Below are 14,124 nucleotides of genomic sequence, written 5' to 3'. Positions count from 1 at the left end.
AATTAATTTAGGTATATAGACCTTAATAATTTTTAGAAAAATAAATGTTGACGCTTTCATATAATCAATATATACTAAAAACAAATCCAATATAAATAAATTAGACATGTGACTGGTCATGCAGGCAGGATCTAAAAACGATGAATTTCTTTAATTTGTCGTTTTAGATCCTTTTTTTATTGCCAAAATATAGGTCTCATGTATGAGAAAAGGAGGAGAAAAAATGGATTACACACAAGTCGCCAAAGATGTTTTACAGAATGTAGGTGGTAAAGAAAACATTGCGCACCTTGAACACTGCTCAACAAGACTTCGCTTCACACTAATTGATCAGAAAAAAGCAGATGTACCAGCATTAGAAAAAACACCAGGTGTCATAGCTGTCAGAATGTCAGGACAATGCCAAGTGGTCATTGGGAATGACGTGATTGAAGTGTATCAACAGGTAACAAATTTAATGGGCGGCAGCTCGTCTGGGCAAAGCATGCCATCCAATCAGCCAAAAGAAAAAAGAAAAGCAGGCACAGTTCTATTAGATTTCATTGTGGGTGTCTTCCAGCCGCTAGTTCCGGCTATCGCAGGCGGAGGGATTTTAAAATCATTTCTTCTCCTTTTCTCTTTATTAGGCTGGGTGGATGCAAAAGGCCAAACCTATCAAATACTGAACATGGTGGGTGACGCACCACTATACTTCCTGCCATTACTAGTCGCTGTCACAACGGCAAATAAACTAAAGGTAAACCCACTGGTCGCATTATCAGCAGTCGGTGCACTCCTTCTTCCGAACATGACAGCCATGCTTACTGAAGGTGCGCAATTAATGTCATTCGACGTAAAAAATATAGCTTATGCGTATCAAGTGTTTCCAGCAATCCTTTCTGTATTGCTTTACGCTCAAATGGAAAAATTCTTCACACGATTTTCACCAAAACCAATTCGGATTTTCTTTGTCCCAATGATGTCATTAGTCATTACTGTACCCGTTACGTTACTGTTATTAGGACCACTTGGTTTTACAGCAGGACAAGGGTTTTCATCCGTTATTCTTGCGATGTTTAATACAGTAGGCTGGGTAGCTGTTGCAATTTTAGCAGCGGTACTCCCGTTTATGGTTGCATCAGGCATGCACAAAGCAATGGTCCCTTATGCAGTGACAACGATGGGGAACCTCGGGAAAGAAGCACTTTATTTACCAGCATCACTTGCGCATAATATTGCGGAAAGTGGAGCATGTTTCGCAGTGGCACTACGCACGAAAGACAAGGTACTCAGATCAACAGCCATTTCGGCAGGAATTTCAGCATTTTTTGGCATCACAGAGCCTGCTTTGTATGGTGTGACACTTCAAAATAAACGCGTACTTGGAAGTGTCATGATTGGTTCATTTGTTGGTGGGATATTCATTGGATTAGTTGGTATACAAGCATTTGTACTTGTTGGCCCTGGATTAGCCAGTATGTCGATGTTTATATCAGATGAGCTTCCACGAAATCTAATGTTTGCTGTCATTGGAGCTGTCATTTCCTTCGTTGTTGCTTTTATCGCTGCTTTTGTATTAGGTAAGGATAAAAAAGTAGAAGAAAAGACAAATGATCAAGAAGCATTTGCTGAACAAATTGGAGCAGGGGAAACTTTCAAAAGCCCTGTGATTGGTCAAATGATCTCTCTATCTGAAGTAAAAGATGATATATTCTCTTCAAAGGTCATGGGAGACGGAATTGCCATTATTCCTTCAGAAGGAGCGCTATATGCACCAGTAGAAGGTGAGGTCACCTTGCTGTTCGAAACAAACCATGCACTTGGTATGAAAACGGACAAAGGGGTGGAAGTATTATTCCACATTGGCATTGATACTGTACAGTTGGAAGGACAGTATTTTTATCCAAAAGTGCAGGCAGGAGATCGTGTACAAGCAGGGGATTTACTCATTGAATTTGATGTAGAAAAAATCATGGAAGCAGGATACGATCCAGTTACGCTTGCTGTCATCACGAATACAGATCAATATGATATTAAGGTACAGCCATTACAAGAGGTCAATCGCCAAGATACATTGATGGTTATCACCCAATTAGGAGGCTAAACATATGACGACAATAAAAGGTTTTCCAAAAGGATTTTTATGGGGCGGCGCCATTGCCGCCAACCAAGCGGAAGGCGCTTGGAATGTAGATGGAAAGGGCCCATCTGTTGCTGATATTGCGATGTACCGGTCTAATTTGAGTGTAGAAGATTATGAAGGGCATCTAGCTGTTACTTCTGAAAATATAGATCGAGCGATGAAAGACCCAGATGATAAAAAGTATCCAAAACGCAGAGGTGTTGATTTCTATCATCACTATAAAGAGGATTTGGCTCTATTTGCTGAAATGGGTTTTAAAACTCTTCGCATTTCTATTGCATGGAGCCGTATCTTCCCAACTGGAGAAGAGAAAGAACCAAATGAAAAAGGACTCCAATTTTACGATCGTTTATTTGCAGAAATGAAAAAACACAACATAGAACCGATTGTGACGCTGTCACATTATGAAATGCCGTTAGCACTGAGCGTGAAATATAATGGCTGGGTTGAAAGAAAAGTCGTTGATCTCTTTGTTAAGTTCGCCAATGTATGTTTTGAACGCTATAAACATGATGTGAAATATTGGCTGACCTTTAATGAAATAGATAGTATTCACCGCCACTCTTTTATTACAGCAGGAATTATTCCTGATCGCTGCCCAGAAGGGAAAGAGGAAGAGACGGTTTATCAAGCACTCCATCATCAATTCATTGCCTCTGCACTCGTAACAGCAGATTGTCATCGCATCATACCAGGCAGTCAAGTAGGGTGTATGCTGACAAAATTAACAACGTATCCGCACACTTGTCATCCGAATGATGTGGAGCGGGCATTGAAACAAAACTTAGAAAACTATTTCTATGCAGATGTTCAGGTATTTGGTGAATACCCTCCGCTTATCAAGCGCATGCTTGAGAGAAAAAACATTCATATCCAAATGGAATCAGATGATCTTTCTATTTTAAAAGAAAATACAGTAGATTTTATCTCGTTCAGCTACTATATGTCTTTAACTGAATCAGCTGATGAAGGATTAGAAAAAACGGATGGAAATACCATCCGTGGGGTCAAAAATCCTTACCTTCCATCTACTGATTGGGGATGGCAAATTGATCCGGTTGGTCTGAAAATTTCTTTAATAGAATTATATGATCGTTATCAAAAACCACTGATCATTGTAGAAAACGGCATGGGTGCAAAAGATGTTGTTGAAAGTGATGGATCAATTCACGATGATTATCGTATTAACTATTTCAAAGAGCATTTCCGCCAAATGAGAGAAGCGGTGGAAGAAGGCGTTGACCTCTTCGGATATACGAGCTGGGGCTCAATTGATATTATTAGTGCAGGTACATCACAGATGTCAAAACGATACGGGTTTATTCATGTAGATCAAGATGACGATGGAAACGGTACATTAAAACGTTCTCGTAAAGACTCATTTTATTGGTACAAAAAGGTCATTGAAACAAATGGTGAATCGCTTGATTGAAAAACCACAATCATGAAAACAGGTGATGACGATGTTTAAAATCAAAAAAGTTTTAAACTCGAGTGTGGTTCTGGCTGAAGATCAGAACCAACAGGAGATGGTTCTATTCGGCCGGGGGATTGGTTATGGACAAAAACCAGGTCAAATGATTGAAGAAAAGAAGGCAGATCAAGTGTTTATGTCTGTCGATAACATGAGAGCGAAGGAGTTTCTCCAACTATTAGATTCAATGCCACAAGAGTTTATCGATTTAACTCAGCATATTGTTCAATATGCTGAAAAACGCTTAAACTCGAGTCTGAATTCTGGTGTCTATTTTACCTTGATGGACCACTTGAATTTTGCAGTAGAACGGCACAAGAAGAATATTAATATTACAAATCGAGTATACTGGGAAATCAAAAACTACTATACCGAAGAATTTGAAGTAGGTAATTATGCGCTTGAGTTAGTCAACAATACATTGGGCATACAATTACCAAAGGAAGAAGCGGCCAATATCGCCTTCCATTTAATTAATGCGTTAGGTGAAGAGTCCGATTCCAAAGATGGCATGAAGTATGCCAAGATGATCGGAAGTATTGTGAATCTCGTCCGCTATACGTTGAATATGAAAATGGATCAAGAGAATATTCATTACAGCCGATTTATTACACATGTGAAATTCTTTGTTGAAAGATTTTACGCAAATAAATTATTATCAGATCAAGAAAATGAGTTGTTTGAACAAATTGCACACTTGTATCCTCAAGCGATGGATGTGGCTTTCAAAATCAAAGATTATATTAAACAGGTGCACAGTATTGTTATTCCAAATGACGAACTTACGTATCTGGCGGTACATATTCACCGCCTCATTTCTTATCAAGAACTAAAATAAATGTGGACCACTTGCCTTGTAATGAGGCAAGTGGTTATTTGTATTGTACGGTTTATGTTCCAATAGGTCGTTCTGTTGGGTTAAGATTTGTATCATTTAACGAATTGTAAGACACCGTTTGTCCGAAAACAACGATGGCTAAAGCGAAAATGAGTAAACTCACTTTTTTCATCATAATTCCTCCAATTAAGTGTAGTGTGTTCCAATTGATAGGCATCCTTCAAAAAGAGATATGCTTGGTGAATTGAACCCAGCTCTTCAAAGTGTTTGGCAGCTAGTGCACTTAATTCACGGGCACCTTCAACATCCTTTAATTCTTTCAGAATACTGATGTCATCGAAACAGGTTTGAGCTTTTTTGGATATGTCTTCAGTGAAATATAGGTGATAGAGAAAATTCATTTTTGCTGTATAGATGGGGTTTCTGTCTATTTCTTGTTTTTGTTTGACTAATTCAAAATAATAGAGAGCTTGCGACTTTTCATCAATGGAGAGCAGCTCTTTTAGTAACATAAACATGGAGTGTTCGAAATAACAAGATGAAAGGTAGTCATCATCACTAAGAGCCTTTTCTAGGGCATCAATACATTTTTTTGATTCTCCAGCTTCGGCATATAGAATACTGATATTGTGATAAAGCTGTGATGCTAGAAAATGATCGTTTAATTGATTTGAGATGTGTAATGCTTTTGTGTAGTAATTCTCAGCTCTTTTGAAATCGCCAATATCCATGAAGTTGGTGGCTGCGATCACAAAAGCTGCTGCCAGTCTTCTTTCATAGCCATCATGACCTTTGAAAATATCGATGGCATTCTGAATATAATGAAGTGAAATCAGGCTTTGGCGAAGCATCATATATAGGTTTGCGACCTTCGTATGGAATTCTGCTACTTCTATTTCATCAGGAATGTTTTGCAGTTTTTTCTCAGCAATTTTAAACAGTCCGATGGCTGATGCATAGTCTCTGTTATATGAAGCGTAAAGGGCTTTATATAGGTAAAAATAGTATTCAATTAAGTCGTTTGTTTTAGAAGGGTATTCTAGCACTGTCGGTTCATTCAGTTTTTTACCCCTTCGTTCATATAACATGAGCTTAAACTTGCCTTCTAGCAATGAATAGTAGGTCAAGACCTCCTGATTCTCTTCCATCTCTTGAAGTAATTCCTTTAATTCTGTGTAGATTGTCTTTGCATTGTGTACATCATGCTTACGAATGGCAATTCGCCAATCATTTAAACGGTTCCCCACCTGTTCAGCTGAAATGATCGTCATGGAAATTTCACCTCTTTAACATCCTTTCGCCTGTTTCAATAAAAAACGATATCACAATTTTTGGTAAAATATAATCGTTTCAGAGAGGTGATTGACAGGAGGTAATAAAAAGGACCTTATGTCATGAGATGTACGTTATTGTAATGATCATTAATTGTTTATTCAAATGAGTAAAATCTTTTTTTGGAAGTCTAAAAACGTGATAGATACTATTAGTTTTAAGTTTATGGTCGAAAATACCATCTGAATATATGAAATAAAGCTATTTTAGCTATGAGAGAAGAACAATGAAAGGTCGATCTAGAAGGGAAATTCAGTTATGATGTTGCTAGATGATTTTGGGAAAGAAACTGGTAGTTACTGAGAAAGGTGAAAATCCGAGACAAGTGTTGACCTTTCAGAAAGGATGTTGAAATGAAAAAAAGATTTCAAATGTTAAACTGGCAAATGACAATTGTGATTACTACGCTTTTACTTGTTTTAGTCACTCTTTATATCTCAAAGAGATACTTTTATAGCAAAGAAATTGAGTTGCTGACAGAATCTTGTCAACAAGAAGACGGCAAAATCATACTAGAAACAAATAGTTTGACTATGGATTACTCCTTTGAGTGTAAGAAAAAATAAAACAGGCAGAAAGCTGCCTGTTTGACACCAATTAAAACCCTAAGTTTTGTAACCACTTGTTTAACAAGGCCTCTCGTTTCTCAGCGGTGAAGCGGTCGTATTTTCCTAAATTTAAATGAGCTGAAATTTCACCGTCATTCATAAACAAAATTCTTTCAGAGCAAAGGGCCACTTTTGGATCATGGGTGACGAGAAGCAGAGTTGTTCCTTCAGAATTGATTTGTGAAAAAATATCCATGACTTCCTTTGTGGTTCTTGAATTAAGAGCACCTGTGGGCTCATCTGCAAAAAGAATGTTTGGTTCATTCATAAGAGCTCGACAGATAGAGGCTCTTTGGAGCTGTCCTCCTGATACTTCTGATAAATATCTATCAGCTAAATGATCAATATCAAGTTTCTCCATTAGATATTTTGCTCGTTCATTGACTTCTTTTCTCGGCATTTTCTTCGCTAAGTAAGCTGCAGCAATGATGTTATCAAATAGATTGAGGTTTTTTAGTAAGTGGCTGTGTTGAAAGACGAATCCCATCTCTGATAAGCGCAAAGCTGTTAACTGTTTGTCTGTCATTTCTGATAGCAGTTGACCTTTATATTTGATTTCCCCTCTGGAGGATGTCTCTATACCGCTAAGTTGATAAAGCAAAGAGGTTTTTCCACATCCTGAAGGTCCCATAATGGTGACAAATTCTCCACGTTTAATTGATAAGTGAATATTTCTAAGAATGGTCTGTTTTTGTCCTTTTAATGAATCAATTTGTAAAGACAATTGTTTCGCTTCAATTAATTGTTCCATGTGAAACATCTCCTTATGAAAGTGTATGACGGCTGATTTTACTAGAAAAAAAGGACTTCAATAACCACGAGATGACAGTTAAATTCACCATAAACAGCAGGAGAGGATACACGATCCAAACCCATTTCGGGGCTAACCACTGAAGGCTGGATGCTCCTAATGATGCTCCGCCTGCACTCATTAACGCCGGACCAATAGTATGAACAGCGATTGCTCCAATGAAGGCACCAATAGAGAGAACGACGATAAAACTTGTTAAGTATTGATAGGTTAAATCTTTTTGAGAAAAACCAATCGTCCTTAACAAGTGAGTACGATTTAAATCTTTCGCCCTTAACATGTGTAGAAACATCATTAACATGAGGCTGGCTGTTCCAAAAGCTGCGATGGTTGAAAATAATGCAATCACTTTTACTAGAGATGCGGTGCTTCCTATTGTTTGATGCACATATTCTTTCATATCTGTCACTTTTGCAGGAGACATATTTGTTTCAAGTGCTGCTTTTTTTCCTGCCATATCTATTCCTTGTTTTAATTGTATTTGAATGGTTTTCCAAAGGGATGATTGAGGAAAAGGCTGAGATAATGCTTTAGCAGTTTTCCCTCCGTTGGTGACGTCTTGATAAATGCCGGTAACCATTTTTTGAACTTGCTGCCCATTTGTGGCGAGAGTGACTTTTCCGCCTATCTTTTTCTGAAGTGAGTCAGCACTCAACACCGATAAAGCAATCTCTTCCTCCTTCAACGGTTCCCTTCCTTGTAAATAGGTGAGAGGGAATGCTGATAGATCACCTGTTTCTAAATAGAGCGTTTCTAGTGTATTCTCCATTGTTTTGGCTTGTAGAGAAGTTGTTTCATAGACGGCAGATGTTTGAATGTCTTGGTCTACGCTAATCATAGACTCTATTTTATTTGTACTTTTCTCTAAATGATTTCCCTGCCGAATATCAATTCGAAGGTCACTTTTTCCTGAGCCAAGATATGTGACGAAATCTGGTGATTGTAATGTGTACCATAGCGGAATCGGCATTAACATTAAAAATGTACAAAGCGCAATAATACAGGTAATTGTTGAATACATCTTTATTCGCGAGAACAGATCTTTCAAACCAAACCAAAAATTGACTGGGAGGAATCTGTTTTTCTGGAGGTACATAGGAATTTGTTTTTTATGGCTTGGTGAGCTTATGCCGCCTTGAATGGCTTGAGCTGCTGATATTTGACCAAATCTCCTTAGGACAGTATAGCTGAATGAGATGACGATCATTGCTGTCAAAATTGACACCAAAAGCGGGATCACCTGATGAATAAAAGAGAGGCGATTTCCCATATATTGCTGAATATTGGCTGTAAACAAATCGCCAAACATGAGCGTCATTAAATATCCTGCTATACACCCTATACAGGCAAGCACGGCATACTTCCCAACGTATAATTGTTTGATTTTTGATAAAGGGATTCCTAGTACTTTTAAGATTCCAATTTCACGTTCATCCTCTTCTATAGCGGCGGTCATAGCCAGACGAAGAGAGAGGAGGGAAATGCTAATGAGCAGAAAGCAGACAAGAAGGAGAATGGCAATCACCATACCATCTGTTAGGGCATTCAGCATGCGAAGCAGGGGTAATGTGACAGCAGGCCCCTGTTGTGGCAGCTCAGATGATTGATAGAGTGATTGAAAAGCATCTGCTTGACCAGCATCATGCAATAAAAATTCAATTAAGTACTCCTTTTTTTGAAACACTTGATTCAGTGCCGCCCAGTCCGCATCATGCAGAAGAAATCTCTTTGAACTGACAAGACTTGGATTCATTTGGGCATCTCGTAAGAACGTTTTGATTTGAAAAGAGAATTGATGAGAGCCTTTTGTAATGAGTAACCTTTCGCCAATCTTTAAGTGGTATTTTTGTTGAAAATAAATAGGGACTGCTACTTCTCCTTTATTTACAGTGAGCTTTTCATTTCGTTCGTTTAAAAGAAAATCAAAATAGCGATTTTGTTTTACAAATAAATGATCCATCACACCCGCTTGAGCAGGCTCCTGCCCGAACTTGATGCTGACGTGTTCGATCGGAATCATTGGAACAATTTGATGTGCCTTTACCATCGACTGTTTACTTGAAAATATATCGACCGCTTTTTCATCTAAGCTGCCATCGTGCATTTGGACAAAGTCTGGTGCTTTGGCTGATTGGAGTAGATCAGAAATGGAACCATTCAGCTGGACCGTCATTTGCGCAGCGCTTGTTGCTAAAAATGATGTCATCATGATGCAAAGGGTTAAGCCGATTGAAATGAGACGGTGGCGGGTTAGGTCTTTCTTGATAAACGTCAATCTCATGAGGCTGATTCTCCTTCATGTCGAAGCATATTTTTTGTAAGGAAGGCAAGTGCAAACATCAAGGCACTGACGATTAACACGGTCACATACATGCTGGCGGAAAAAGTGTTGAACAAGAACCCGTACATCATTTGACCGAGCGGTGCAGCACATTGAGAGACCATTGTTAGATTGGCCATGACTTTTCCTAATTGAGCATTGGGTGTTTTCTTTTGCACATGTGAGATGACAACGATCGAAATCATGGTGAGCAGCATGGCAATTGGGAGACACCCTGCTAAAAAGAGAAAATAGGCTGGAAATGTACCAAATTGAAGAGCCATCTTGGATGTTGAAAAAGCAACAGGCAGCAAAATGACTGCGATGACGAGCAGCCAGCGATACAAAGTAGGAATGCGCCAATGTTTCGCTACAAGCCCAACTAGCAGGGCGCCTGCGATGACGGCAAACTCAATGATGCCCATCCCTATTCCATACATGATGTCACTGCTTTTCATTGTGACTCTTAAAATAATGGGACCTCCAACGATAAAAAATGGTGTGAGGGTGAAATTTAGCAGCGCTGCAAGCAGCATGGCTCTTTTTAAAAATGGCTGGCTTCCGATATAGGAAAATCCTTGTTTCATATCTTTCAAGAGTACTTTGGTCATCGGTTCTGCGAGTGGGCTAGGTGAGAAAGAGATATTTAACCGTAAAAGCATGCATGCTGATAGAAAAAATACAATGCTACTAGCACCTATGATGACCTGGCTCCCAATGAGTCCGTATAAAACGCCGCCAATGATAGGAGCGACAACACCTGAAAGGGCCTGCACGCCATTCACGATGCCATTTGCTTGTTCTAATTTTTCTTCTTTCACTAGCTGAGGAATACTCGACATCACAGCAGGAGCATAAAATGTACTCATGACACCAAGGAGAATCATGACGGCTCCAATCATATAAAGCGAATCATGACCTGAAAATAACCAGAAATAAAAAGCCAGAATCATAATGCCAGTAAGAACATCAAATAAAATCATCAAATTTCTTCTGTTAAACCGGTCAGCCATTGCTCCTGCTAATGGCGAAAGGAGGAGCGGGATATTGGATAAAGCGAAAAGCAGAGCATATAAATCAACGCGATGTGTCATATCCAAGACGTGTAAAGATAGAACAAAACGAATCAAGGAAGACCCGAAAACGGAAATAATTTGCCCGAGAACGAGATAGATAAAATGGGTGGAGCCATTTTTGGCTGATAACGACATGAAAATCACTCTCCTTTTAGACCGACCGTCAGTCTATAATGTATGCAGGATTGGTATTGAAGTGACCAATCACTGATTATTGTCTTCCGGTTCTCCAGTTAAACGTTGGAGAAGGAAGGAGAAACTTCCTTTTTCTGCATGTAATGAGGCTTCAAGGATTGCGATAAATGCTAGAGCTCGTTGTATACTTTCCGCTGTGGTCCATTGGAAAAGTCCCTCATCAAAGATAACCTGTGCAGAAGCGAGGAGAAATTCGACAGTTTCTTGTGGGTAATCCGTTTGAAATATCCCTTCTTCTACACCTTGCTGAATGACTTCTGCTAAAACGGGTGATAGCTCTGTAATGGCTTTGATCAAGCTTTTTTGATGCATCTCTGCATTAGCAGGCTGATGAAATTGTTCGATCATGCCTTCTTTATGGCTGCCCTGTTTAGGAGATTGTGCCATGATGATGCGAAATAATTTATCGACCACTGAGATATCTGGATCAGCGGCAATACGCTTTGCCTCGATGATATCTGCTTTTATGATCCGGTCAATGATTGCATCCATCACTTCTTCTTTGGAAGTAAAGTAATAATAGAATGTGCCTTTTGCAATGCCAACGGCTTTGAGGATGTCAATAATTGTGGTTTGCTGATAGCCTTTGGTTGAAAAAAGCTTCTCTGCTGCATTTAAGATGTCATTTTTGCGTTCCTCAGGATGTTTAACGGTTCTCATAAAGCCATCCTTTCTTTTGACTAGACTGTCGGTCGGTCCCTTGATTTGATTAAACACTTTTTGGCGTATCCTTGTCAATGGCTGTTTTTTTCAGCTTTGCATTTATTGTGCAATGACACTATGATACATTGAATGAAAACCCCTTCAGGAGAGATGCAGAATGCAATTTTTAACCAGTGAATTGGCGCAAGAGATGGTTGAACGTACGATGCATATTTTACATCAAAACATCAATGTCATGAATGCAGATGGTGTCATTATTGGGTCTGGTGAACGAAAAAGGATTGGACAAAAACATGATGGAGCACGTCTAGTGCTGTCAAGCGGAGATAGTGTGGAGATTGATCAGGAGACGTCCCGCCGCTTAAAAGGCGTGAGACCTGGAATCAATCTGCCTATTTGCTTTCACGAACAAGTCGTTGGTGTCATTGGGATTACGGGTGAGCCAGGGGACATTCGTCATCATGCCGAGCTGGTGAAAATGGCAGCTGAACTCGTATTAGAGCAGTCTTTTCTACTTGAACGCTTCCAGTGGCGGCAGCGAATAGAGAGTGAAATTGTGAATCAGCTCATCTCCGAGTCTGACATGGGTGATCATCAGTTGAAGCACCGTGCTGACTGGCTTGGAATGGATCTAGACAAGCGGCGAATGGCTATTGTTTTTCAGCCGATTCCATCGTCCGAGGATACTGTACACAAAATGATGCATGCCATTCAATACGATAAGAATGCGGATGATTTACTAGGCATGACCTTCCGTCATGAATTGATCCTGTTAAGACAGCCGATATGTGACCATCAATTCAAGCATGTGATCGAACAGCTGCAACAAACAATGGCAGGTGCAGTTGATGGACAAGTGCTAGTGGGTGTAGGAACTGTCGCTGAGGACATGAGTCAATTACCGTTGTCCTTTCAGCATGCGAGAGAGGCCCTGCGGTTAGGAAAGGTGCTCCATCCAGAGGAAAACATATATGTCTTTGAATCTTATCAGCTTGAAAGCTTGTTTATAAAAGCGAGAGCCGCCAAAGAGGGCAAACGGTGGAGTGATTTTTATCATCCGCTGATACAAGAAATGGAGCTCGTTCAAACGTTAAAGGTTTACATTGAAGAGGGCGGGGATTTACAAAGAATCGTTGATCGTCTATTTATTCACCGTAATACACTGCGATATCGTTTAGATAAAATCCAGGCATTGACCGGAAAAGACCCTCGTCATGTGAAACAGTTGATGGAGCTGTACATAGCACAATTGGACAATCAATTGTCTTAATTGTGCATTTGCACAACTGGAAGAAGAAATAAATAAAAGAAGTTCATCTGGATTCACAACTCGATCCCAATGGGTAAACGCTTACAATTAAGAAAAGACAATCAGGAGGGATGGAGTATGGGTGGAGATGTGACAGTAAGTACATTGGGCGCATTGACTGCGCTTGTGATCGCTATTGTTCTTATTCTAAAAAAAGTATCACCTGCTTATGGCATGCTGGCAGGTGCATTTATTGGCGGTTTGGTTGGCGGTGTAGATGTTGTGCAGACCGTGAACGTCATGATGGAAGGCGCAAAGGACATGATTCCGGCTGTTCTTCGAATCATGGCGGCAGGTGTACTGGCAGGGGTTTTAATTGAGTCGGGTGCAGCGTTATCTATTGCGGAGGCCATCGTGAAAAAACTTGGAGAGGCGAGGGCACTTTTAGCACTCGCACTTGCAACAATGATTTTAACAACGGTGGGTGTTTTTGTAGATGTAGCAGTCATTACAGTAGCACCAATCGCACTTGCCATTGCCAAGCGTGCAAAACTTTCTAAAACGGGGATTTTACTTGCGATGATTGGAGGAGGGAAGGCGGGGAATATCATGTCACCGAATCCGAATGCCATTGCAGCCTCTGATGCCTTTGGTGTACCGCTTACTTCCCTGATGGCGGCAGGTGTCATACCGGCTATTTTCGGGATAGCCGTCACGTATGTATTAGCCAAAAAGCTTGCGAATAAAGGGACACCTGTTTTGGAAGAGGGAGCTGACCAAGGCGAGGTTCAAGTACCTGGTTTTCTACAAGCGCTTATAGGCCCGCTTGTGACCATTCTCTTGTTAGCCTTAAGACCGTTGTTTCAAATAAATATTGATCCAATGATTGCCTTACCAATAGGAGGAATTGTTGGCGCTCTTTTCATGAAAAAAGGGAAGTTTCTCAATGATTATGCGATGTCAGGGCTGCATAAAATGTCAGGTGTAGCGATCATGTTACTAGGGACAGGCACATTAGCTGGAATTGTATCGAATTCTTCCATGAAAGAGGTATTTATTCAGGCGCTTGACGCTTCGGGATTACCTCCTTACTTGCTTGCACCAACGTCTGGAATTTTTATGTCGGCAGCCACAGCTTCGACAACTGCAGGGACGGCAGTTGCAAGTGGTGTATTTAGCGGAACTCTTATTGGTCTTGGTGTATCTGCCCTTTCAGGCGCAGCTATGATTCACGCTGGCGCAACTGTTCTCGATCATATGCCGCACGGAAGCTTTTTCCATGCAACGGCGGGAAGTGTTCAAATGGATATAAAAGAACGGTTGAAATTAATGCCCTTTGAATCGTTAATTGGTTTGACATTAACTGTGGTATCGACCATTATCTTTGGTATTTTCCAGCTGTTCGGCTGAGGACTTAATGAGAAACGAGGGGTTTT

10 protein-coding genes are annotated in these 14,124 nt (G+C 40.1%); 5 read left to right on the top strand and 5 right to left on the bottom strand.

What is annotated here, in order from left to right; translation table 11 throughout:
* The first annotated feature begins 223 nt into the window (after positions 1 to 223).
* Genes ACRRMM_RS18475 through ACRRMM_RS18465 form a run of 3 tightly spaced genes read left to right on the top strand, consistent with a single transcriptional unit; the run spans position 224 to position 4,434 of the window.
* On the top strand, positions 224 to 2,083 hold the full coding sequence (locus tag ACRRMM_RS18475) for a beta-glucoside-specific PTS transporter subunit IIABC (RefSeq protein WP_428828700.1): 1,860 nt from the start codon (positions 224 to 226) through the stop codon (positions 2,081 to 2,083).
* Between the two features lie 4 nt (positions 2,084 to 2,087).
* Positions 2,088 to 3,554: a glycoside hydrolase family 1 protein gene (locus ACRRMM_RS18470; protein ID WP_025208280.1), complete on the top strand. Its 1,467-nt coding sequence runs from the start codon at positions 2,088 to 2,090 to the stop codon at positions 3,552 to 3,554.
* A 31-nt stretch (positions 3,555 to 3,585) separates the two neighbouring features.
* The gene (locus tag ACRRMM_RS18465) at positions 3,586 to 4,434 is read left to right on the top strand and encodes a PRD domain-containing protein (protein WP_008347382.1); all 849 of its coding nucleotides are present in this window, start codon (positions 3,586 to 3,588) and stop codon (positions 4,432 to 4,434) included.
* 92 nt (positions 4,435 to 4,526) lie between these two features.
* Here ACRRMM_RS18465 and ACRRMM_RS18460 read toward each other — a convergent pair whose 3' ends face one another.
* From ACRRMM_RS18460 to ACRRMM_RS18440, 5 genes are all read right to left on the bottom strand, one after another.
* Positions 4,527 to 5,705: a tetratricopeptide repeat protein gene (locus ACRRMM_RS18460; protein WP_008347380.1), complete on the bottom strand. Its 1,179-nt coding sequence runs from the start codon at positions 5,703 to 5,705 to the stop codon at positions 4,527 to 4,529.
* 658 nt (positions 5,706 to 6,363) lie between these two features.
* Positions 6,364 to 7,125, bottom strand: coding sequence for an ABC transporter ATP-binding protein (locus ACRRMM_RS18455; protein WP_008347378.1), 762 nt, complete (start codon positions 7,123 to 7,125; stop codon positions 6,364 to 6,366).
* Between the two features lie 13 nt (positions 7,126 to 7,138).
* On the bottom strand, positions 7,139 to 9,466 hold the full coding sequence (locus tag ACRRMM_RS18450; protein WP_428828699.1) for an FtsX-like permease family protein: 2,328 nt from the start codon (positions 9,464 to 9,466) through the stop codon (positions 7,139 to 7,141).
* Positions 9,463 to 10,716 (bottom strand): MFS transporter, encoded by a 1,254-nt coding sequence (locus tag ACRRMM_RS18445; RefSeq protein WP_144625460.1) that lies wholly within the window; start codon positions 10,714 to 10,716, stop codon positions 9,463 to 9,465. Before ACRRMM_RS18445 ends, ACRRMM_RS18450 begins: the two co-directional genes overlap by 4 nt.
* A gap of 69 nt (positions 10,717 to 10,785) precedes the next feature.
* A complete protein-coding gene (locus ACRRMM_RS18440; protein ID WP_008347371.1) occupies positions 10,786 to 11,436 on the bottom strand; it encodes a TetR/AcrR family transcriptional regulator in 651 nt (216 codons plus the stop codon).
* Between the two features lie 160 nt (positions 11,437 to 11,596).
* Here ACRRMM_RS18440 and ACRRMM_RS18435 point away from each other — a divergent pair, with 160 nt between their 5' ends.
* Positions 11,597 to 12,709, top strand: a complete 1,113-nt coding sequence (locus ACRRMM_RS18435; RefSeq protein ID WP_057078842.1) for a CdaR family transcriptional regulator — start codon at positions 11,597 to 11,599, stop codon at positions 12,707 to 12,709.
* Positions 12,710 to 12,826: 117 nt separating this feature from the next.
* Entirely contained in the window at positions 12,827 to 14,098 is a 1,272-nt protein-coding gene (locus tag ACRRMM_RS18430) for a GntP family permease (RefSeq protein WP_035703981.1), read from the top strand.
* The last annotated feature ends 26 nt before the right edge of the window (positions 14,099 to 14,124 follow it).

The organism is Bacillus sp. XT-4 (assembly GCF_050864245.1).
Classification (GTDB): Bacteria; Bacillota; Bacilli; order Bacillales; family Bacillaceae; genus Bacillus; species Bacillus altitudinis.
This window is presented reverse-complemented; position numbering and strand designations above follow the sequence as displayed.